Annotated in this window: 22 protein-coding genes, 1 pseudogene and 1 riboswitch; of the genes and pseudogenes, 21 read left to right on the top strand and 2 right to left on the bottom strand. The window is 34.8% G+C overall.

Annotated features, from left to right (window positions below):
* Window positions 1–33: 33 nt before the first annotated feature.
* The gene (locus tag MHI40_RS10455; RefSeq protein WP_340762572.1) at window positions 34–1,056 is read right to left on the bottom strand and encodes an IS1595 family transposase; all 1,023 of its coding nucleotides are present in this window, start codon (window positions 1,054–1,056) and stop codon (window positions 34–36) included.
* Between the two features lie 90 nt (window positions 1,057–1,146).
* Between MHI40_RS10455 and MHI40_RS10450 the strand changes: the two are divergent.
* From MHI40_RS10450 to MHI40_RS10405, 10 genes and pseudogenes are all read left to right on the top strand, one after another.
* Window positions 1,147–1,827, top strand: a pseudogene (locus MHI40_RS10450) (phosphotransferase); the annotation flags it as partial.
* A gap of 244 nt (window positions 1,828–2,071) precedes the next feature.
* On the top strand, window positions 2,072–2,830 hold the full coding sequence (locus MHI40_RS10445) for an SDR family oxidoreductase (protein ID WP_340764473.1): 759 nt from the start codon (window positions 2,072–2,074) through the stop codon (window positions 2,828–2,830).
* 158 nt (window positions 2,831–2,988) lie between these two features.
* Window positions 2,989–3,645 carry a hypothetical protein gene (locus tag MHI40_RS10440; RefSeq protein WP_340762571.1) on the top strand — a complete coding sequence of 219 codons (657 nt, stop codon included), beginning with the start codon at window positions 2,989–2,991 and terminating at the stop codon, window positions 3,643–3,645.
* A 429-nt stretch (window positions 3,646–4,074) separates the two neighbouring features.
* Window positions 4,075–4,566 carry an RNA polymerase sigma factor gene (locus MHI40_RS10435; protein WP_340762570.1) on the top strand — a complete coding sequence of 164 codons (492 nt, stop codon included), beginning with the start codon at window positions 4,075–4,077 and terminating at the stop codon, window positions 4,564–4,566.
* Window positions 4,567–4,607: 41 nt separating this feature from the next.
* Window positions 4,608–5,318: a hypothetical protein gene (locus tag MHI40_RS10430; protein WP_340762569.1), complete on the top strand. Its 711-nt coding sequence runs from the start codon at window positions 4,608–4,610 to the stop codon at window positions 5,316–5,318.
* A 188-nt stretch (window positions 5,319–5,506) separates the two neighbouring features.
* On the top strand, window positions 5,507–5,983 hold the full coding sequence (locus tag MHI40_RS10425; RefSeq protein WP_445678323.1) for a DinB family protein: 477 nt from the start codon (window positions 5,507–5,509) through the stop codon (window positions 5,981–5,983).
* A 634-nt stretch (window positions 5,984–6,617) separates the two neighbouring features.
* Window positions 6,618–8,462: a TniQ family protein gene (locus MHI40_RS10420; protein ID WP_340762568.1), complete on the top strand. Its 1,845-nt coding sequence runs from the start codon at window positions 6,618–6,620 to the stop codon at window positions 8,460–8,462.
* Window positions 8,463–9,024: 562 nt separating this feature from the next.
* Window positions 9,025–11,019 (top strand): Mu transposase C-terminal domain-containing protein, encoded by a 1,995-nt coding sequence (locus tag MHI40_RS10415; protein ID WP_340762567.1) that lies wholly within the window; start codon window positions 9,025–9,027, stop codon window positions 11,017–11,019.
* Window positions 11,009–11,902, top strand: a complete 894-nt coding sequence (locus MHI40_RS10410; protein WP_340762566.1) for a TniB family NTP-binding protein — start codon at window positions 11,009–11,011, stop codon at window positions 11,900–11,902. The genes MHI40_RS10415 and MHI40_RS10410 overlap by 11 nt, the downstream gene beginning before the upstream one ends.
* A gap of 100 nt (window positions 11,903–12,002) precedes the next feature.
* Window positions 12,003–13,850, top strand: coding sequence for a TniQ family protein (locus tag MHI40_RS10405; RefSeq protein WP_340762565.1), 1,848 nt, complete (start codon window positions 12,003–12,005; stop codon window positions 13,848–13,850).
* 99 nt (window positions 13,851–13,949) lie between these two features.
* On the opposite strand, the gene MHI40_RS10400 is transcribed toward MHI40_RS10405, so the two are convergent.
* Complete coding sequence (locus tag MHI40_RS10400) at window positions 13,950–14,693, bottom strand: DUF6710 family protein (protein WP_340762564.1); 744 nt, start codon at window positions 14,691–14,693, stop codon at window positions 13,950–13,952.
* A 595-nt stretch (window positions 14,694–15,288) separates the two neighbouring features.
* Between MHI40_RS10400 and MHI40_RS10395 the strand changes: the two genes are divergently transcribed.
* From MHI40_RS10395 to gcvPB, 11 genes are all read left to right on the top strand, one after another.
* Window positions 15,289–15,549: a hypothetical protein gene (locus MHI40_RS10395; protein ID WP_340762563.1), complete on the top strand. Its 261-nt coding sequence runs from the start codon at window positions 15,289–15,291 to the stop codon at window positions 15,547–15,549.
* Window positions 15,530–16,594 (top strand): competence type IV pilus assembly protein ComGB, encoded by a 1,065-nt coding sequence (gene comGB, locus MHI40_RS10390; protein WP_340762562.1) that lies wholly within the window; start codon window positions 15,530–15,532, stop codon window positions 16,592–16,594. Before MHI40_RS10395 ends, comGB begins: the two co-directional genes overlap by 20 nt.
* 10 nt (window positions 16,595–16,604) lie before the next feature.
* Window positions 16,605–16,919 carry a competence type IV pilus major pilin ComGC gene (gene comGC, locus MHI40_RS10385; RefSeq protein ID WP_340762561.1) on the top strand — a complete coding sequence of 105 codons (315 nt, stop codon included), beginning with the start codon at window positions 16,605–16,607 and terminating at the stop codon, window positions 16,917–16,919.
* On the top strand, window positions 16,912–17,367 hold the full coding sequence (comGD, locus tag MHI40_RS10380; RefSeq protein WP_340762560.1) for a competence type IV pilus minor pilin ComGD: 456 nt from the start codon (window positions 16,912–16,914) through the stop codon (window positions 17,365–17,367). Before comGC ends, comGD begins: the two co-directional genes overlap by 8 nt.
* A complete protein-coding gene (locus MHI40_RS10375) occupies window positions 17,357–17,665 on the top strand; it encodes a hypothetical protein (RefSeq protein WP_340762559.1) in 309 nt (102 codons plus the stop codon). Before comGD ends, MHI40_RS10375 begins: the two co-directional genes overlap by 11 nt.
* Window positions 17,662–18,096 carry a competence type IV pilus minor pilin ComGF gene (gene comGF, locus MHI40_RS10370; protein ID WP_175496327.1) on the top strand — a complete coding sequence of 145 codons (435 nt, stop codon included), beginning with the start codon at window positions 17,662–17,664 and terminating at the stop codon, window positions 18,094–18,096. Before MHI40_RS10375 ends, comGF begins: the two co-directional genes overlap by 4 nt.
* The gene (locus tag MHI40_RS10365; RefSeq protein WP_340762558.1) at window positions 18,077–18,274 is read left to right on the top strand and encodes a hypothetical protein; all 198 of its coding nucleotides are present in this window, start codon (window positions 18,077–18,079) and stop codon (window positions 18,272–18,274) included. Before comGF ends, MHI40_RS10365 begins: the two co-directional genes overlap by 20 nt.
* Before the next feature lie 114 nt (window positions 18,275–18,388).
* Entirely contained in the window at window positions 18,389–18,901 is a 513-nt protein-coding gene (locus MHI40_RS10360) for a shikimate kinase (RefSeq protein WP_093538409.1), read from the top strand.
* A 116-nt stretch (window positions 18,902–19,017) separates the two neighbouring features.
* Window positions 19,018–19,112, top strand: a riboswitch (glycine riboswitch).
* A gap of 155 nt (window positions 19,113–19,267) precedes the next feature.
* Entirely contained in the window at window positions 19,268–20,371 is a 1,104-nt protein-coding gene (gene gcvT / locus MHI40_RS10355; protein ID WP_093538410.1) for a glycine cleavage system aminomethyltransferase GcvT, read from the top strand.
* Window positions 20,372–20,395: 24 nt separating this feature from the next.
* A complete protein-coding gene (gene gcvPA / locus MHI40_RS10350) occupies window positions 20,396–21,742 on the top strand; it encodes an aminomethyl-transferring glycine dehydrogenase subunit GcvPA (protein ID WP_340762557.1) in 1,347 nt (448 codons plus the stop codon).
* On the top strand, window positions 21,735–23,195 hold the full coding sequence (gene gcvPB / locus MHI40_RS10345) for an aminomethyl-transferring glycine dehydrogenase subunit GcvPB (RefSeq protein WP_093538412.1): 1,461 nt from the start codon (window positions 21,735–21,737) through the stop codon (window positions 23,193–23,195). Before gcvPA ends, gcvPB begins: the two co-directional genes overlap by 8 nt.
* The last annotated feature ends 188 nt before the right edge of the window (window positions 23,196–23,383 follow it).

Raw genomic sequence — 23,383 nt, 5'->3', positions numbered from 1 at the left:
ATTTACTATGAAATAACATATATAATCTTGTCCTCAGAATGCAAGGTTTCTCAACCTTAACTTATCTGCGGTTTCCCAAGTCCCGTGAACACTCGCCAAGATAAGCATTTGCTTTTTCTTGCTCAAATCGCTTTCCATTTTCCTATTGTCGAGGAATTGAAACCACACTAAATAAAGTTGTAAATACTTCGTAGAAACACCATTAAACCGACTTATCCATTTCTTTAAACGGGAATGGTAGTTATTAATATTATTGAGGTGGTAGATGCCTTTCTTTACATATTCTTTCTTACTGCCGTTTATGATGATGTGCTCCACATCGTTAGTAGATGTGTAAGATTTGTAAGAATTGTGAGCATCGGAAATAAGCACCGTATCATTCTTAAAATGCGATGTAAGGGTGTTATCAATTTGTTCCATTAGAATTCTACCTGAACCGACTCGCTTTGAAAGGGTCGTTTTGTTTCGGTCTCTAGCTACTAATACACAGACTTGTTCATTGGAAATACCTCTTTTGGTAGCGGAACCACCACGTTTTCTTGGTTTGCGATTCGGAATACCTCTTCGTCCTTTATGGCTTTCTAAGAAGTATGTTTCATCTACTTCCACTAGTCCTTCAAATATACCGATACTTTCTTTTGCGAGAGCAGACAGCACTTTATGCCTCCAGTAAAAAGCAGTTACGTGAGTGATGCCAATTTGTGAAGCTGTTTCACGAAGTGATAGACCATTCAACATACACTCTATAAATGGAATCCATCTATCTGCCTTTTTCGAGCGATACATAGGGGAATTTGTCAAATCACTGCTTAATTTATAACAGTCTTTGCACTTATAACGTTGGCGACCATCTCGTTTCCCGTAACGAACCACTGATGTACTTCCACAATGCCGACAATGAAAACCATGAGAAAACTTTCTCTCTCTCAATTCACCGATTAAAGCTCCTTGTTGTGAGGCTGACGGCGAGAAATGGCGAGTTAGATAATCTAAAATGTATTCTTTGTCCTTATCATTCAAGGAAGAAATATTAGCTATTATGTTCGTTAAAGTCATTTGAATTGCCCCTTTTGTATTGTATACAGTCAGGATACTACAAAAGAGGACGATTTATTCAAAATCAACCAATAACTTTAACATAGCCAAGTATTAAAACATTTGGAGAAAAAAGATTTCAGTTGCGCACCGAAGTTTTTAGGTATTGATGAAAAAAATAGAGAGATATTATCATTTATTGAAGGAGAAGCTGGTAACTATCCTTTAAAACAATACATGTGGTCTGATGATGCTTTAAAAGAGATAGCGAAAATGCTTCGTTTATTTCATGATGCTGTGAGTGATTTTCCAATCGAAGAAAATTGGCAACCAATCGATAACACACCTCAGCCATTTGAGGTGCTATGTCACAATGATTTTGCCGTCTATAACATTATTTTTAATCACGAAAAGCCAGTAGGGATTATTGATTTTGATCTAGTTGCACCTGGTCCAAGACTTTGGGATATAGCTTATGCTCTTTATACTTGCGTTCCATTAAGCAGACATTGGCATACTGAAACATATGAGACTGTTTATTATGATCCATCAAAAGATGCTGAACATACAAAACAAAGGGTTAAATTGTTTTTTGAGTCATATGGTATTGAGGGAATGGAAAAAGGCTTTTTAGAAATGGTATTGCTACGAGTTGAAGGCTTATGTAAAACCATACAACGGAAAGCTAAAGAAGGAGATATGGCATTTCAAAAGATGTTCGATGAAGGACATTATGAACATTATCAAAAGGAACTTGAATTCATTCGTGAACATGGAAAAGAGTGGATTTAAAGTAGTATAGATATAAATAGTAGAGTTAAGCCTAGCAGGTTTGACGCTATTTATTAATGTTCTAAAGAGGAAAAACTCTGAGATTGTGAAATAGTATAACTAAACAATGAAGCAGGTTAGTTGAGTTAAAAAAGAAAGGGGAATTTACTTATGGAAACTCTCTAAGGGTTTGAAAATATTCATTATTTTATTTTAAATCTGCTTATTGGAGGGTAACATTTTGAAAGATTATTAAAAAGGTAAAATAGCTATTGTAACTGGAGCTAGTCGAGCAAGTGGCATTGGAGCATCGGTGTGTTTAGCACTTGCGGACGCGGGTGCAGATATTTTCTTTACACATTGGAGTGATTTTGATGAAAACGAGGGTAATGGTGCAGAAAGAGATTTTCCAAGTATCTTATGTGATGTGATAAATAATATGGGAGTGAGATGCCATCATATCGAGGTTGATTTATCAGATCCTGAATCACCAACGAACCTCTTAAATGAAGTTGAAAAAGCTCTTGGTAGCCCGTGTATCCTAGTTAACAATGCAACATTTGAGGCACCCTCAAATTATCGAAGTATAAATACAGATATTCTTACTAAACATTATCAGGTTAATAATAGTGGAACGATTTTATTAAGTACAGAATTTGCTAAAAGATTTGAGAGAACTTTTTCGGAAAGAAAAGGTGGAAGAATCATAAATCTAGTTTCAGGTGGTCCAGATCCAAATAATTTAGCTTATATTGCTACTAAAGGTGCTATTATTGCAATTACTGAACCATTGTCAGTTGGACTCGCCCCTGTTGGTATAACAGTAAATTCAGTGAATCCAGGACCAACAGATACTGGTTGGATGGGTCAAGACTTAAAAGACCATTTTATTAATCTTTTTCCCATGGGACGTATTGGAGTTCCTACTGATGCTGCAAAACTAATTAGATTTCTAGCTAGCGATGATTCCGAATGGATTACAGGTCAATTCATTAGATCTGATGGTGGTTTTTTAGGTAAATGACAAGATACTTGTTTCACTAACGGGTGCTTTACTTCAAGAAGGAGTAAAGCCTTTTTTGAACTAAAGGTGCAGTTTAGCTCAATAAGAAGGCACTTTATTTGAAGGACTTTGCGTTACTTAGGTTGTAGGAAAAGTTGGATTTAATTGGGGGAACAAAGGTGAAAAAAAGAAAAGAAGTAATTTTTGGGGTTACAATAATTGTACTCGTGATTGCAGTTTTATCTTTTATAGATCCTGTTGATAACGGGGATGTCAGTTCAAAAGATCTTGATGTTGTATCTGATTTAGAAAAAGAGATCGATCAATTGAAACAAGATATTGAAGGGTTAGAAGATTCTTTGTTTGAATCAAAGAAATTTATCTTTGATTCAAACCTAGCGAAGGATTACTTCCCAGAGACAGAAATACTTTATAAAGGAATTGAAGATACAAAGTACGTTATCCTTTTTAGGGATGTGCAGGGTAATCATCTTAATGTAGCATCGAAAGAAGCGAGGTATGAGAGTTTTTTAAGCGTACCTACATTAGATCCAATTGATGGAATTACCTTGGATTATAAAGGAATAGGAGAGGATCCGTTCGATAATAGTGGAATAATGAATCACTCCTTTGGTGGTGTAATTACAAATAATGAGATTAAAGATGTACATGTATCATTTAATGGAGAAGTTTATGAAGCAAACATTTTTAAAGTAGATGATAATATGTATGGATGGTACAGTATTTTTAAGAAAACTTCGACAATGGATGAAAATACGATAAAAATACATGCTCTCGATGAAGATGGAGTTATTAAATGGGAAAGAACCCTCTGATGAATACTTAGAATCAGTGTTTAAAGGTAATAATTTTATTACATCTAATAAATTAAAAATTTTTCCAGTTCAACTAACGAGTGCTTTACTTCAAGAAAAAGTAAAGCCTTTTTTCTTATTGAACTAAAGCCGAAGGTTAGTTGAAGAAGAGAACGGGAGTTTTTATGTACATTTGAACCTCCCATATCCTTTAGAAATACATATTAATATTATATCCCTAGCCTCCCTTCTCCTATTGTCGAGAGGTAAATAGACTAGGGTTGTTATGCATAAAGAAAGTTAAATGCCCCTCAGAAACCTCGTAGCGACAAGTTTTAACTGCTTTTTTTCTTATTACCCACTGTACAAAGGTTAATTCATAAAATTATTTTATACAGAAAGTCACCAAAAGGTATCTTCAAGTGTGTTATAAGTGAAAGGAGTTGTTGAATGTTGCAACAATTAGTTTGGTCAACTGAACTAGATATAGAACGAATTGTTGATACATATGGCGATATGCTATTTAGAATATGTCTTGTTATTTTATGCAACGAACATGATGCAGAGGATGTTGTACAAGACACTTGTTTTAAATATTTAACTAAATCTCCGACTTTTTACGATTCCGAACATGAGAAAGCATGGTTAATTACTATTGCCACTAATCGCTGCAAGAATATGAGAAGGTACAATATTATTCGTAAACATATGGATATCAGTGATTTGCAAATATATTGTAAGGAAGAAGAAAACTATGGTTTGCTCGACCATCTTATGAAATTACCAAATAAACATAAGATTTTATTATTACTTTATTATGTAGAGGGCTATAAAGTAGATGAAATAGCAAAAATACTTACCATTACAACATCAGCAGTAAAAAAGCGATTACAACGGGGAAGAGAGCTTATTCGAGAAAGATATCGAAAGGAGAATGAATGATGGACTTTGAGAAGATTAGAGATGCTGTTAATTCTATTGAAATGTCAGAAACTATGAAAAACCGCGTAAAAAAGAATGGCAATATTCTAGAAAAGAAAAAGTCGGCACAAGTACATTATAGAATGTGGATTTCAGTAGCATGTGCATTTGGAATCCTATTGTCAATTATGATAAGCATTCCATTTTTTAATAAGAATGGAGAGCTCAGTGTTCCTTTTGCAATCACAGCTTATGCATTAAGTGATGATGGTAATCAGCTTAAAGTAAATCTTTCATCAGAAAAATCCACTTTTGAACTATCAACTGAAGATAGAATAGATGGAGGTTTAAATAGTGTAAGTGGTGATGGGGCTAATTTAATTTTTACAGATGTTATGTTAAATATAACTGGAGAACATATCGACACAATAACTTATACAATAAACAAAGGAAATTTTATAGAAGATGTTACACTAACAGATAAAGAGCATCAAGACAACGACTGGTTATTGCAAGAAAAGATATATATTATTCATGGTAACCCTGTTTCAGATACATACCAAGGTATAAAGGAAATCGGGAATACCTATACAGCTAAGTATAATGAACAGGATAAATATAAATATACACTTGCAATTCCTCATGATGGTAATGGTGTAGTAGTTGATGACGTAATAATCGACGCAACTGTAAAATATACAAATGGAAACTCTGAACAGCAAGATATTGTTGTAACTCAAGAATTAAATTCTATTTCATTAAAGCTTAATTAAAATTACGAAGATGATAATTCTACTCGAGCTTCTTCAACTAACGGGTGCTTTACTTGAAGATCGTTTAGCTGCTTAGACGGCTCTTTTTTCTTGTTCAACTAAAGGGGACAGGTTACGTCAATAAAATAGGGATTTTATTGACGAAATATTCTTATTGTTATAAACAATTGCATATGGGAGTGTTTACATTGATAAAATTTTTTGAATATAACTGGAAAGTAAGAGACGAATGGTTTGAATGGTGTAATCAACTATCAAATGAAGAGTTGATAAAAGACCGAACTGGAGGAGTAGGAAGTATTTTATACACCCTTTTTCACATTATTGATGTTGAATATAGTTGGCTTCGTGGTATTCAAGGCAAAGAAGACGTAGTAGTTGAATTTGCTGATTATGATACGTCTGAGAAGGTTAAATCTCTTTCAGTTAGATTCCGAAATGAAATTGCTGCATTTCTAAAAATAAATTTAGATGAATTAAATGAGAAAGTTGTATGTGTCTCTTGGGATGAAGATAAATATACTGTTGAGGAAATATTACATCATATAATTGCTCATGAGATTCACCACATTGGTCAACTCTCTGTTTGGTCAAGAGAATTAGAACTCACCCCTGTACCTGCTAACTTTATTGGCAGAAAGTTTAAATCCATTCATTCTTATTAAACTAACGGGTGTAGTTAAACAAATGGCTACCTTGGGGAAGCTTTTTCTTATTGAACTAACTGGGCAGTTTAGTTGAACAAGAAAAAATGGATTTTTGACATTTTTAAGGGGGAAGTTTATTTCAAATTGAAACATCAATTCGTATCAAACGTTTTATAGTAAAGGGAGTGTTTAGTGGAAGAAGGAATTATTGCCTATCGTAGATAATAAAAGAATTTAAGGGGGAGGAACACAATCTACCGTAAGGTAGAGAGGTTCCCTTCTACTCGACTATTAAAAAAGACATCAAAATATAATGGGCTTGGAGATACATTTCCCAGCTCAATTTTTATGCGTATTTTTAAATCAACTTTAACATAGTCGTTTAATAACAAAGGATATTTCATGCGGCTTAAAACCAGATAAGGTAAGAATGGCTTGTGAAAGAACCGCAAACTTCCGATTGTAAGGGTCAAAAATTATTGAACTAATAGATACGTAGTACATAGTATATAACGATGGGTGAGGGGGATCTGACATTATGAAAAACGCTGTACCGAACAATGTCGGTTGAGTAAAAAAGAGCTTCTTTACAATAAGTTGGTATTTATTTTTATAAGTCTGGCAATAATTAGGATAAAAGGGGGCTTTTTCGATGAAGCCATTCTTAAATAAATTGCCTATTATGGAGTCGGAAACACTAAGTAGTTATCTTTTTCGAACCTTCAATAGGAACTACCATGATACACCATTTCCTTTGATTAATGAGCTGATTACCGCTAATGAGTTAATCTCGAATCAAATAAATAAAGATGTTTGTAGACAACTCCTATCATTGGTAAGTAAAGATACTCTTTATAAGCATTCATATAAGAGTTTGAATGTTCGGAGCGGTACGGAGAACACTTTCTTTCTAAAAACAAGGACGAAATGTTGTCCTTTATGTCTTGAAGATAAAATTCATCAAAATTTTACTTGGGGAATGAATCTTATAAATGTTTGTATGGAGCATCGTGTTTACTTGTTAGACAAATGTCCTGGATGTAACAGCACTTGGACAATATATTCCTTATTCAAAAATGAGTGTGGTGGCTGCGGTCGAATACTTTCAAAATTAAAAACGGAGAAAGTGATAGAAGATTTCATACTCGAATCCCAAAAAGAACTTACTGAATTTTTATTAGGAAAACAGGATCTGTATTTAGGATTAAGTAATATAGAAGATATTATGCTAGTACTTTTGGGGTTTGCGCAATTGTTTCATGGGTTAGATAGTTTCACTCAATCCGATATGCCCCCTTATAAGATAGAATCTACGAACAAAATACCTTTGAATAAACAAGGGTTAGTTTGTTTACTTGCTGATGTATATTGGATATTTCAACATTTCAATATTCGATTTACAGATCTTCTCCAACTCTCTTTTCAACTTGAAGGAACAAGAGGTAATAGACGCCGAAAAAGTAATTTCGAGAAAATAATTAATTCATCTATGAATCTGTGTTTTATCGCTGATGTTTACCAAACTTACAAAATTTCTCTATATGAACAAGATATGAATGCACCAAAGAATTCAAAAAGTTATAACGGGTACTTATCAGCGTATATTGAAGAAAACTACCTTACGAAAGGACAAATAAAAATACAATTTGGCATTACAGATAGTGAATGGGCTTATTTGATGAAACTAGATTACTTTGCGGAATGCTATATAAAAAAGGGTGAGGCAACCTATTTCCTAAAGAAAAAAACCTTGGAGCAAATTCAGCCATTTTTGATGTATAAATCCGATCGGGTTACTGCATTAGAAACTGCAAAGATATTAGGGGTTTATGTTGGTAGCGTTATGGAATTAATAAAGAATGATATTTTAGAATACACTTCCTATTTATACAAAGAAAAGTTTTTTTCAAAGACTCAAATACTAAGCTTGTTGCAATCATTAAACCCAATAAAAATATCGGGGGTCGAAGAAAAAATTTCACTTGCACGTTGTTTTGAAAAGTATTCAAAGTCAGGTCTCTCTTTATCCAAAATGATTTTCTTCATTCGAATCAATGGTTTGAAAGCTTATACGCAAACAGTCTCATACACATTAAGTGATTTGTATTTAGATCCTGTTGAATTAGCAAAAATAATAAAAGAAGATCGTATTGTAACAAGAGGTTATAACTTGAAACAAGTAGCAAATGAATTAAGATGTAATGAAAAGACAGTACTAAAATATGTAGAAGCAGGTTTGTTAGGGAATCCAACTATTGAACATTTAAATAGTCGGGCATTCGCTTATCGATTCGAAATTCAACAAATTGAGATGTTTAAAATGACGTATTGTTCGGTCAAACAACTCCAGGAACAATTTGGTGTTTCTGCAACACTTGTGGGTAATGCTATTTATAGAGGAACACTCAAAAACTATTTAGCTGGTTTTTGCAGAAAAACAATTGTTAGTAAATGGGAATTTGAAAAGTATATTTACAGACGCGGAAAAGACCATTGAATTAATGGTCTTTTTATTATTTTTTTGATAAATAATTTTATATTATCAATTTAATAATGTCAATATGATAATATATAGATGAATCTAATTACCTATATATTTATTTGAGTTGTTCAATTTATACTAGAGGCTAATTAAGCGTCGAGTATGTAAAAATATTACATTAGCGCATATAAGATGTTTAAAAAGTTGCATTTGCGCGCATAAGTATTATGAGAAGCTAGCAAGCTAGCAAGCTCGCAGGCTAGCAAAACATATCAGATGAATGAAGGTGGAGATAGTATGAAACAAATTTTTTTCGGGACTGGAACTCGATTTCTACTAGATAGTCTTCTTTTGATATAGTTTCTTGCGGTCGAAAAAATATTTACAAGGGAGCAGATTATAGAATTGCTTCAGTGGGGAGCAGCTTAGAAAAGAAGAAGGAGATACAGAAATTGAAACACTAAAACCAATTTCTACCTAAAACAGAAAAGTTGCAACTAAGCTAGTCTTTTCTTGAGTGAGGATGATGTATGAAACTTTCACCAGCGTGAGTCAATATAAGGGAGGTCGTAACATAATGAGGATGTATATAGGGATAGGAACTAAGTTCAAATTGAATGAAAGATTTTTTGAAGTGGTAGAAGAAACGGAAAAAAATACTTACTTAGCTAAGGATTTGGATTTCCTTACTCAAACAAAGAAATTTTCTTTAACTGAACTATATAAGTACCTTGAAGCAGGGACTTTGGAATTTCAATTTGATGATAAGGGTGAAAAAAATAAACTTGATTTTCAAGACTTTTCTATGTTGCCCGTAAAACTACAAGAAGAAGCGAAATTTAGACATTTCGTAATTGAACCACTGTTAGAGTTTAGGGGAGAAAAATTAAAACCTTATATTGAGGAACGCTCAAAAAAGCTAAAGGACCTGGGCTATAAGGTGGTTTCGGAAAGGTCCATTTATCGGTGGATATCAAATTATACGAAATCGGAAGATAGTATTGAATCACTTGTAAGTTATACGCAAGACTCTGGTCCAAAAGATAAATTAATTCAAGGTGAAGTTGATTTCATTATTGATGATGTAATGAACACGCATTACAAGAGAAGAGAACATTCTAATCCAAAGAAAGTACATTATGGTGTTATACACAAAATTGATCTCGAAAATCTTAAACGTAAAGAGGGGGAGGAGAAACTAAAGTATCCTTCCATTTCAACTATAAGAAGGAGAATTAAGGAATCGGATTCTTATGATAGGGACAAAGAGAGGTTAGGACATGCAGAAGCTAGAAATAAGTATGGAAGTGTTCAAATGTTGGAAAAACCGAAGCACCCTCTGCAAAGAGTGGAAATAGATCATACGAACCTTGATTTAATCTTGTTGGATAAAAATGGTGACATTATTGGAAGACCTACCGTTACAAGTGCACTAGATAAATTTACGGGATATCCACTCGGTCTTTATGTGGGATTTGAACCGCCGTCATACACAGCGGTTATGTATTGCTTGTTACATGCATTTGCACCTAAGACATATCTGAAAGAACGCTATCCTAGTGTTCACAATGAATGGCTTGCTTATGGTTTGCCTGAATTATTGGTTACTGATCGAGGAAAAGAATTTAAAAGCAAACATCTATATGATGCTTGTTTCCAACTAGATATTCAACTTGATCACAATCCTCCAAGGAAACCATGGTATAAGGGGAGTATAGAACGTCACTTTAGAACTTGGAACGAGGGTCTTGTCCATCAATTACCAGGCACAACATTTTCAAATGTAGTTAAAAAGGGAGATTATGATCCAGAAAAGCAAGCGGCACTAACTCTTGATGAATTCCTTGAAAATCTCCATATATTTCTAGTAGATGTATATGCAAAAGAACCTAGAGGAATAAAACTTTCTCCTGCAAGGATGTGGGAAAAAGCAATAGAGAACGGGTTTACACCCTCTATTCCTTCTTCCAAATTAGATTGGAAAGTAGCTTTAATGAAATTAGAAACTGGGTCTATTCAAAAGAATGGTGTTCGAAAGGGTTATTTGTTTTACCAATCCGAAGACTTGAAAGAGCTTAAAATTCGATTGTACAAGAAGGGGAAAGGTAACAAAATTAAATACAAATACGATCCTAGCGATCTTTCAAAGATTTACGTTTATGATGAATTGAAAATGGAATACGTTGAGGCACTGTGCACAGATCAAGAGTACTCACTTAATCTAACTGAATACTCCCAGAGGATGTTTATTGCCGATGCTCGTCTAGAGGTGAAAGGCAGTACCAATATAAGTGAGATTGCAGCGGCTAGAGCAAGATCCGACGAAAAGGTAAAAAATTCAGTCCTAAAAAAGAAGGAAAGACAACAAAAAGCGCGCATGGCTAACGAAGGTTCGAACGAATTGTTGAAAGAAAAGGTAGTTGCTAAAGAGATAGAAAAAGCAAAAACTGAAGAGAAACTTGTTGCTTTAATTACTGAAAATACCAGCTCGTTACCAGATAAAACGGAAAATTATGAAAGAAAAGAGTTGGATTTTGATATAGATTGGGAGGAGATTGAAGTTGATTTCTAAAGATGGCATTTCTCTATTAACAAAGGAAGAAAAGTTGAGAAAAATAGATATATTACGTATTTCTCACCCTGAATTCAAAAAAGCGCTAGATTTAATCGGCATGTGTCATGAAACCCATTTAAATTATAGTGAGCCCCAGTGCTTATTGATTACAGGAAACTATGGCACAGGAAAATCATCTATTGTGGAGATGTATCTTAAAAAACATCAAAAAATTGTCGTGTTAGAGAAAACAACCAAAGTAGCAATTTTGGCTGGGAAGATCCCTAGCCCCACCACCATCAATACCTTTTTGGAATTCATGTTACATCATCTAGGTGATTCACACCCTACTAAAGGAACTATCGGCAATAAACAACATCGTCTTATCAAGTTTATTAGTGATTCAGAAGTAGAATTAATAATGTTAGATGAATTTCAGCATTTTGTTAACAGAGAGGGAAATGAGAAGATTAATCATAGTGTAGCAGATTGTTTAAAATCAATAATAAATTCTACCAAGGTACCTGTTGTATTGTTGGGAATGGATGACTCTGAAAAAGTCTTAAGCGCAAATGGACAATTAAAAAGACGTTTTTCATTTAGACATCATCTAAGTGGTTTTAATTGTGTAAACGCTGAAAGAACAGATTATTTTAGATTATTACTAAATAGTCTTGATAAAAGACTTCCATTTGAAAATTTGGCAGGCTTGAAGGATCATGGAATGTGGGAGAAGTTCAATGGTGCTACTAATGGAAATATGAATTCACTCATGAAAATAATTCGTACAGCCGCGTCAGATGCTGTGAAAGCAGATCAGGAAAAAATAGAGATGGAACATTTCTCAAGAGCATTTGAACTACACTCCAGTATTATGAATGGTACTAATCCATTCAAGTAAGTGCCTTTGCCCAATAATAAAGTATATTGGGCTATTTTTTTTGAATGTATTTGAGAAGGCGAATTTTATATTATTGAATCCTAGAAAAGAGGTATAACATATGAATCAACAGTTACCGTTAAATAGAACAAAGCCGAAAGAACAGGAAAGTCTTTATTCGTTTTTACATCGATTGGCTATTGTGAACCATTACGATCACATGGGGTCCATGTTTACTGAGTTTGGAGGGGCAGCATATGGTGAAAATAATAACGAAATACATCCCGACTTATATTGGGTCGATTTTATAACTGACCTATTAAACAAAATGAAGATAGATATCCAACACTTAATCGTAAACCAATATGATGACCTTCTTGTACGCGAAGATAAAGGAATGTCTAAACGACGTTCAAGTTACAGAAAATACTATCATCGATATTCAACCAAGTTTTGTCCTGAATGCTTAAAAGAAGACTTTTTTCACCGCATTTACTGGGATGTAAGCTATGTTACGACTTGTGTAAAACACAATATAGACCTTATTTCCGATTGCACTAAATGTGGTAAGTTTATTCTAATGTCTCAATTAATGAGAGATTCTTGTAGCTGTGGTGAGAGGTTTACTACAATGAAAGCTAAAGAAACTAATTCTATAACATTAGAAGTTCAAAGTGTTTTCCAAGACTTTCTTTTAGGAGACCGAAAAAAAATAGCAAGAAGTGACCAAAAATTCATATCGAAAGAAGATTATTTCGAACTTTTCTACTCTTTTAGTTTGTTGGTACATGGAATAGATTCTAACAAATTCTTCTTTTCAAGTCTGTTCCAATTTGAGAAAAAGTTTAACATGAAAGCTCCATTTATAAAAAAAATTAATACAGATAAATCTAATCTAATCGTCCATACGGTCCATTTTCTTACTCTCAATCCTTCCAAGGATTTTATAAGTCTCATCGATGTAGTATCAGAATTAGGTAGTGGTTTAAGTTACATATCTTATGAAAAATATCTGAAAAATAAGATTCTATATAATCTCTTTAACCAACCTAAGGGGACATATTATCACGAAATTTATACTGACTATCTAAATAATAAAAAGGATGAATATATTAATCGACGATTTGGCTTACGCCCGCTAGAGTCGGGGAGGAAGTATTTGCCGATTCATGAAGCTACTAAACTATTAAAGTCACAATTTATTACAATAATGAATTTATGTCACCACGGCTTACTTAAGCTTCATGAAACACATAAAGATGGGAGAAAAATAATGTTGATTGAACGGGCGAGCGTAGAAGAGTACATTAAAATGAAGGAAAGTTGCATTTCTTTAGAACAAGCAATCAAATACTTGGGGTTATCTTTTAGACATATCCATGCGTTAATTGAGGTGAAGTTAATTAAACCGCTTCATGGTCCAAGTGTTGATGGTTACGAACTCTGGTATATCTCCAAGAAAGAGATTCTACGATTTGAGAAATTACTTAATAGTAAATTCCTGCCTCTATCATCCGTAAAAGAAGAAGAGGGGATTACTATTAAAGAAGCGTGCTTTAAACTAAGGTTAGGTCAGGTTAATATTGAAGGTGTATATCAATTGATCATGGATGGGAGATTACGAGTGTTTCACGATAAGGATGCTAGACCAATAGATAAGATAAAAATCCTGGAAAAAGACGTTATAAAACTTGTAAAAGAGTTGTATTATAAAAGAATTGCCGAAATCGGTTATTTCGGTAAACAAATTCAAAGAGCTTGCAGAGCAGATCAGAAAACAATTAATAGATTCTTTGAAGAAGAAGTGCTAAGGGTAGATTTTACCGAAACTTATGGTAAACGTACTCCTGTAAAATATATAAAAAAGCAACAAATCATAGAGTATTTGAAAAAATATAAAGGTATGACCGAGCCAGAAATTGAGAGGCGTTTAAAGAGAATTGAATTTTTTTTTGAGCCGATAGTTTAATATTTAATCTATCATTCTAAGAATTAAATGATAGGATCTTAGATTATTTCACAGGTGAAGAATGGCAAGTCATTTAACTAGAATTGTGGAGTCTTGCTCCTAATAACTTATGGAATGGTCAGTCATTAAACGACCTATCTCAAAGATCGCTGCAAATTCAGCATTCACTACTGGAGAAATAATACTGCCATCTTCTTTCCGATAATAATTAACACCGTCACAATACACATAGTCATACACATCACTAATATCATACACATTCTCAGGAATAATATTGCCTTTGCCCTGAATGATTCCTGTCGATATGGAATGATTTCCACTATTTACCCATGCTATTCCCATAGGTAACCATAAATCAACAAAGTGATTACGGTTATCTTGACTCCATTTCCCCCGTTTTCTTCCTTCCCCAATTTGAGCAATGCAAGTAATTAATCTCGATTTTTTCCATGACCAAGGTAAAACTAGGTCACGATTTAATGCAATTACTTTATCCGTTTTTACCTCTCTCATTACATCCTCTAAATTAATCCCATCCCTAGAAATGCTTGATAATGGGTCGAAGAGTACTTCTTGGGCATGCAAATTAGGTATTAGTGTTTGATCTCTTTGGTATAAAAGACTAGTTAGATACTTCGTTTGAAGTTGCCTTCCGATTAATCGAACAACATCAATCAAAGGATGTTCTGCCTCTACGTATGAACTAGCTTCACCTTGAAAATCTGATGCCTCGTCTAAAACTGATTTTGAAAATGCCATTATACTATCGAAGTCGTTTTTAATTTCTATATTAGTTGAGTGCTGTTTGTTGGCTTTGGCATGTTTATTTTTAAAAATGAACAAATTACTGCCTCCTTCATATGTACAATAAACATATGAAGTTAATTGACCGTAAATTCCACGGGTGGAAATCTGCTTTGAAATACAGGGTGGTGGGTTGCAATGGCGTACCTAGAAAATGTAAAGCTCAATGGGGATTATGTTGAAGAATGAAAGCTGCTTCCTCGACCGAAGCTAAATGAAAGAAATATAAAAATGGCGGGGTAAAGAAATGTAATTGGCGAAATCCATAGATGATTGGAGCAGACTTCATTTTTAGTTATTGGCGACAAGAGAATAACTAACTTTTAATGATGTCATTTGTAATTGGGAGTGGGAATACAATAATTATCAATTGTATACCCTTTCTTCTATTGTATTAGTAACTTAACTACAAAAACTAATTGTAATGAGTTAACGTGCACACTGGTGGCTCTGATGAAGTTGGAAAATACGTGTTTAGTGCCAAACTTTGATTTGGGTATCGCCAATGAAGTTGGAATAAAATTTTCCTCGCCGCGCATGTTGCTCAATTTTAGGTGTAGTGCCAAACTTTGATTTTTCTCGTGCCAGAGACCTTGGAATGCATTCCAGGTTTCATAAGGGTTATCGGTGTTCTTTGTGCCAACATAGTTGGAAGACAACAACCTCAGAAGAGCTAAAGCAAACAATTACCGGTATTGTTACGCAAAGATTAGTCGTTGCATCAAAAAGCAGTGAATCTGAATTATCCGCAGTTTTTGAGATTCTATCTGATGATTTGTTAGAGGAAGCATTTCAATCTATGTATATTGGTAAAACTTATCATATTCCCTATCAATTTTCTTTATCCTACCAAATAGAGAGAGGGGTTAGAGAAGGTGTTATTGAAAAAGGTTAAAGCTTATTTGGAAAGGAAGCAACAAACAATTCCTCCAAAAATGCATTCCTCTTTTTTGAGTAGATTAAGTGATCTCTTAAAGGAAGGTTATACCTTTCATGAATCCATTACTATGTTGTTGCCCTTTCATGTGAAAGACTCAGATACTGTTAGTAAAAGAATTACGGATGTACAACGAAATGGATTAAATGTGGTCGATGTATTTAAATTATTAGGTTTTCCAAATAGATTATTGTTGCCATTGAACCTCGCTTCTGTACATGGACAATTACAACAGACGATTACTGTATTAAGCATAAATACTGCCTTTTTTGAAGGTGCCAAGAAACGTCTAAATAACTTATTGATGTATCCTATCTTTTTGTTTTCGATCCTATTTTTATTGTTTACGATGTTTAGAATTTACTTCATGCCTAATATGGAATCGTTGATTGGTTCAAGGGGAAATGAGTCTTCGGATAATTCTTTAGCTTGGACAGGTTATCTTTTGCAAATGCCAAATATATTTATCTTCGCAGCAATAATTGGATTCAGTTTGATTGTTTTATCCTATCTTGCCATACAAAGACTTTCATTAGAGAAGCAACTCCAAATTTATTTGAAATTACCAATAGTGAAAAGTTGGTATCGATTGCTTCTTACAAGAGTATTTGCAAGAGAAATGGGTGGACTATTGGAGAGTGGCATGTCGTTACAACAATCATTTGAAGCACTTAACTACCAAAAGGAGCATCAAGTTCTTCGCTATATCGGGGAACAGATGAAAGACAAGGTAGTACATGGTGAATCATTCTCACAGGCCGTGTTCCTTTTAGATTCATTCACAACCGAATTATTTTATTTTGTTGTACATGGTGAAAATAGTGGTTATTTAGGAAGAGAACTATCTCTCTATAGTGAGTTTCTTAGTCAAGAAATAGAAAGTAAGCTATCTCGCTATATAAGTATAGTTCAACCAACGTTATTTTTAATATTAGCCATATTCATCATTGGTGCTTACTTGGCTATATTATTGCCTATTTATAACATGATTAATATTGTATAAAGGAGATATTATGAGAAAATTACTGGAAAATAACAGAGGCTTCACTTTAGTTGAAATGATGATAGTTTTGCTGATTATTTCTGTATTAATTCTTATTTCTATTCCAAATGTAACAAAGCACTCTGCAAGTATCGATGAAAAAAGTTGTCAAGCCTTTGTCAAAATGTTGGAGGGCCAAATTGCGGCATATAAAATGGATCATAAGAAAATACCTACACTAGTGGAACTTGAAGAAGGAGATTATTTACCAGACAAAAACACAAAATGTCCTAATGGGGACAACATTACGATCAATTCCACAACAGGGAAAGTGACTAGTGGCTAACTTCGTACAGTATAAGTTTAAGTCTGACGAGAAGGGATTCACAATAATCGAGATGTTGCTTGTTTTATCAATCGTTATGGTTGTTTCTTCATCAGTCATTTTATTGTCGGCATCTAAGCTGGAGGAAATGGAGGAAGAGAGATTTTATAAGCAACTGCATTTAGATATCCAGAGAATTCAAGCAATCTCTATAGGAGAAAACAAATATACCTATATTTATTTTATTAACAATCGAAGGAGTTACCAAGCAAGATCGGCTAATGTCATATTGTTTGAAAAAGAATTACCGAGGAATATGCATTTAGCAGATGAGAGTACGATCAAAACGATTTCCTTTCATCCAAATGGTAATCTTAACAATTTTGGAAATTTATTATTTGAAACAGAAAGAGGGGAGAAGCGAATAACTCTATATATAGGTAGAGGTGTTATAAATTATGAAAAATAGTGAAGGCTTTTCTTGGCCAGAAACAGTTTTATCTTTGAGTATCATATTTATCATTACTACGACAATTTTACCGTTTCTAAATTATATGGTTGTGCATTTAGAAGATAAAAAAAGAGATTATCATTCATCGCTAGTTATGTATGAAGTTTCAAAGATGTATACCGTAGAAAATATGAAAACTGGAGGTATGCAAGTGAATAAGATTATGTATTCATATGAAATTAGTAGCGAATCAATTTGTATAGATTATGATGGGATGCAGGAAAAGAAACATAAATGTGTTTCCCTTATCAAATGAAAATTCGAGATCAGTCAGGATACACTTTACTGGAGGGGATTCTCCATTTAGCAGTATTTATGCTATTCGCTCAGGTAGTGGCTGGCACTATGTGGTGGATGACGAACGCCGAAGCAAATGTGACAGATACGACAGAAACAGAATGGGCTTTGTTCATCCAATATGCAGATTCGTATTTAACCGAAGTAGACTCCATCGCTGTTCATGATAATTCGAAAGGAATTACGATTGAAAAAAATGAAATGAAATACAAATTGGAATCCTATCAAAATGTTATTCGCAAAACAAAAAATATGGACGGTCACGAGCATATGTTAGTTAATATAGAATCTTTTTTTGTTGAAGTGATAGGAAACTCACTACGAATGCGAGTGGTTTTTTTAAATGATGTAGAAAAGGAGCATGTTTTTTATGTCACATATGCTAGGTAATGAAAGAGGAGTATTTTTTCCGGCTGTAGTTATTCTTTTAATGGTTGTGACAATCTTCTTGCTGTCTATTACTGCTGCTTATCAATCCAAATATCAGACGTATACTGCTTTAGAAATGTTTTATACAGGTGCAGCCATCGAAAAAATAGAGCTGTTCCATCGACAAAATTCGCACTAGTTGTTCATAGGGCTATTTTTATAGTTGTAATAAAAAAAGCCACTCACTATAATAAAGAATAACTTGATGGTGTTGCGGCGCCGAGAAAATTGGAATTTAGTGAGTTGGTGAATCATGTATAAGGTATATTTAGTAGGATTTATGGGAAGTGGTAAAAGTGCAATCGGTAGAAGATTGAGCTTTTTCTTAAAAATGCCTTATTACGATATGGATAAGGAAATTGTTAGATTACAAAATAGAACAATCCCTGAGATTTTTGAACAAGAAGGCGAAGCGTACTTTCGAAAAGTAGAGACAGATTTTCTTGAGAATTTCCGAAACGAATCTTGTATCATTTCGACAGGTGGTGGCGTTGCCATGAGCGAAAAAAATATTGAAGTGATGCGAAGAACTGGGCTTGTATTATATTTAGATGCCACTTTTGAAGATATTTGGATGAGAATTAAAAACGACAAAAATAGACCGATTGTGCAAAACAGTACAAAGGAAGAATTAGAAAGATTGTATAGAACGAGGAGATGGTTCTATAAAAAGGCTGCACATATTTCAATTCGAACAGAACATAGACCTCTTAGACAAATTACAGAGTATGCAGGATATCAAGTGAATAGGCTTAAAGGCGAATGAAAACGTAATAATATCCTTGTAATGTTCGTGTTTTACTAATTTTATCAAAAAGTATTGCTTCTGAATTACTTGAATGTTAGGATATAGACAAAGAGTGAGTTATACAGATATCGCGGATGATTATATGGGGAGAGAACGTACTAGCTGCGTCGCCGAAGGAGCAAGTAATGAAAATTATGAATCTCTCAGGCAAAAGAACTCGTATAGGACGCAACTCTGGAGAGCGCTTTCGTTTATCCTACGTAAAGCCACCAAAGAGGAAAGCCATTTTTGGTAAACTTTCAGGTCCCAGGACAGAGAACCCTTGTTTTTCCAAAGGGGTTTTTCTGTCCTTTTTTGTATGGAAATGTGAAGGAGGAGATTATTTTGGCAGAACAGTTGAAACGAACACCTTTATTTGATGTATATGCAAATTACGGAGGAAAGACGATTGACTTTGGAGGTTGGGAGTTACCAGTACAATTCTCTAGCATTAAGGCGGAGCACGAGGCAGTGAGAACGAAAGCGGGATTGTTTGATGTTTCTCATATGGGTGAAATCATCTTAACGGGCACAGATAGTGAAGAATATCTTCAAAAGATTATGACGAATGATGTCTCCAAATTAGTTAAAGGCCAGGCTCAATACACAGCTATGTGTTATAAGGACGGCGGAATAGTCGACGATTTGTTAATTTACAAAATGGATGACAATCATTATCTTCTAGTTGTAAATGCTGGCAATATTGAAAAAGATTTTAACTGGATGCAGGAAAATGCTTCAGGTGATGTAACATTAGTAAATAAATCAGAAGATTATGGTTTACTTGCTTTACAAGGTCCGTCAGCGCAAGGCATTTTACAAAAGCTGACTACTCAAAATTTAGACGAAATAGGATTCTTCCGTTTTGCAAATAATGTCGATGTCGCGGGTAAAGATGTAATTGTGTCTCGAACTGGCTATACAGGCGAAGATGGATTTGAACTATATGCATCTGCAAAAGATTTAACAGACCTATGGAGTAGTATTTTAGATGCTGGAACCGAAGAAGGTATATTACCCTGTGGTTTAGGTGCGCGTGATACTTTACGTTTTGAAGCCTGTTTACCACTGTACGGTCAAGAACTGACAAAAGATATTTCACCACTTGAAGCTAATATCGGTTTTGTTGTGAAACTTAAAAAAGAACAAGACTTCAATGGTAAATCTATATTGCTTGAGCAAAAAGAGAACGGTGTACAAAGGAAGAGTATTGGAATCGAAATGATAGATAAAGGAATTCCTCGTACGGGATATCCAGTATTTGTAGATAATAAGCAAATTGGTCATGTAACATCTGGTACACAATCACCTACATTGAAGAAAAATATTGGTTTAGCTTTAATTAACGCAACATTTGCTGAACTTGGGCAAGAGGTCGAAATTGAGATAAGAAATAAACGATTAAAAGCAATTACAATAGCAACTCCGTTTTATAAAAGAGAAAAATAAGACTTAGAAAGAGGTTGTACATTGATGAAGCATCGTTATTTACCAATGACTGAGCAAGATCAAAAAGAAATGTTAGATGTAATTGGCATTTCCGCAATTGATGAATTGTTTGCAGACATTCCTGAAAAAGTTCGTTTTAAAGGTGAGTACAATATTAAACCTGCAAAAGCAGAATCTGCTCTATTGAAAGAATTGAGCCAGCTTGCTGCAAAAAATGCTGACAGTAAACAATATGCTTCCTTTTTAGGTGCTGGTGTTTATGATCATTTCAAGCCAATTATTGTAGATCATGTTATTTCTAGATCAGAGTTTTATACTGCCTATACTCCGTATCAACCTGAAATCTCTCAAGGTGAACTTCAAGCAATTTTTGAATTTCAAACGATGATTTGTGAACTAACAGGAATGGACCTTGCGAATTCTTCTATGTATGACGGTGGTACTGCACTAGCAGAAGCGGGCAACCTTGCTGCAGCTCATACGCGTCGCAAAAAGCTACTCGTATCAGAAGCAACACACCCAGAATATATAGATGTGGTGAAGGTATATGCAAAAGGACAAAATATCGAAGTAGTTACAGTGCCAATGAAAGATGGAGTAACTGATTTGATGAAATTAGAAGAATTAGTAGATGAGGATACTGCTGGAGTAATGGTTCAATATCCTAATTTCTTTGGACAAATAGAGGATTTAGCAAAAGTAGAGCAATTAACCCATGCGCAAAATGCCTTGTTCATTGTTTCGGCCAATCCGTTAGCACTTGGTGTCTTAACACCCCCGGGTAAATTTGGAGCAGATATTACAGTTGGAGATGCGCAAGTATTCGGGATTTCCGAAGCTTTTGGTGGTCCACACTGTGGGTTCTTTGCAGTAAGCACTAAGCTTATGCGTAAAGTTCCAGGTCGTTTAGTAGGTGAAACAACAGATGAGGAAGGCCGTCGTGGTTATGTACTAACTTTACAGGCCCGCGAACAGCATATCCGCCGCGATAAAGCTACATCCAATATTTGTTCAAATCAGGCATTAAACGCACTTGCAGCTTCCGTTGCGATGACAGCACTTGGTAAAAAAGGTGTTAAAGAAATGGCAACTCAAAATATTGTAAAAACACATTATGCAAAACAATCCTTTGAAAATGCAGGATTCGAAGTGCCGTATCAAGGTGCACATTTTAACGAAATTGTTGTAAAAGTAAATGGTTCCGTGGCAGATGCAAATAAAGTACTTCTTGAAAAGGGAATGATCGGTGGATTTGATCTAGGGCGAGTGAACGCAGATCTTAAAAACCATGTATTAATTGCTGTTACAGAGCAGCGTACGAAAGAAGAAATAGATGCACTCGTGCAAGAAATGGGGGCTCTTCATGCATAAAGATAATCAACCACTAATTTTTGAAATTACGAAAGAGGGTCGTGTAGGTTATAACCTACCTGAACTAGATGTACCTGAAGTAGATTTATCAACTCTATTACCAGAAGGTATGCAGCGCGTGGAAGAAGCTGAATTGCCGGAAGTATCCGAACTAGATATTATGCGTCATTATACGGCTTTATCTAACCGAAATCATGGGGTGGATACAGGATTCTATCCGCTTGGTTCTTGTACGATGAAGTATAATCCAAAAATTAACGAATCAGTTGCACGTTTCCCTGGGTTTGCGAATATTCATCCATTACAAGATGAGGCTTCTGTTCAAGGCGCAATGGAGTTAATGTACGATCTTCAGGAACATTTGATCGAAATCACTGGGATGGATGAAGTGACACTTCAACCAGCTGCAGGTGCACATGGAGAATGGACTGCGCTCATGATGATTCGTGCATTCCATGAAGCAAATGGGGATACCCAGCGTACAAAAGTAATTGTACCTGACTCAGCGCATGGAACGAATCCTGCTTCCGCAACAGTTGCAGGTTTCGAAACGATTACCGTCAAATCAAATGAGGAAGGCTTAGTAGATTTGGAAGATTTACGTCGTGTAGTAGGTCCAGATACTGCTGCGTTGATGTTAACTAATCCTAATACATTAGGTTTATTCGAAGAAACAATATTAGAATTAGCAGAGATTATCCACGGTGTGGGTGGTAAATTGTATTATGACGGTGCAAACTTAAATGCCGTTATGTCAAAAGCACGTCCTGGAGATATGGGCTTTGACTGTGTTCACTTAAACTTGCATAAAACTTTCACAGGTCCACATGGCGGCGGAGGTCCTGGTTCAGGTCCAGTTGGAGTTAAGGCTGATTTAATACCGTTCTTACCAAGCCCGGTACTCGTAAAAGAGGATGACAAATATACATTTGACTATAACCGTCCACAAACAATTGGAAGAGTTAAACCATTCTACGGAAACTTCGGTATAAATGTTCGTGCCTATACGTATATTCGTTCAATGGGTCCTGATGGTCTTAAAGCTGTAACAGAGTACGCTGTATTGAATGCAAACTATATGATGAGACGATTAGAGGGACATTTCGATCTTCCTTATAACCGCCATTGTAAGCATGAATTCGTACTAAGTGGTCGTCGCCAAAAGAAACTGGGCGTTCGTACGCTAGATATGGCCAAACGTTTGCTTGACTTTGGTTATCATCCACCAACAATCTACTTCCCATTGAATGTAGAAGAGGGTATGATGATCGAGCCAACAGAAACCGAGTCAAAAGAAACTTTGGATGCATTCTGCGATGCAATGATTCAAATTGCAAAAGAAGTAGAAGAAAATCCAGAAATCGTGCAAAATGCTCCTCATACTACAGTTATTAACCGTTTAGATGAAACAAAAGCTGCGCGTAAGCCGGTATTAAGATATATAAAAGCATAAAAGAAAAAGGGTGTGATTCTTCTGGGATCACACCCTTTTAGTTGTATCTATTAGTACTTTCAATTGCTAATAAAACACTTAATATGTTTCTAACTATCACACCCAACCTATATTGAGTCCGGCTTTTCTTTTCGAGCATGTAAACATATTCCTTTGAAGGACATACTACTCTATTAAAATATAAAATT

The sequence above is a fragment of the Psychrobacillus sp. FSL H8-0510 genome, assembly GCF_038008345.1.
GTDB lineage: Bacteria > Bacillota > Bacilli > Bacillales_A > Planococcaceae > Psychrobacillus > Psychrobacillus psychrotolerans.
The sequence above is the reverse complement of the archived record's forward strand: the minus strand, read 5'-3'. Positions and strand labels throughout refer to the sequence as shown.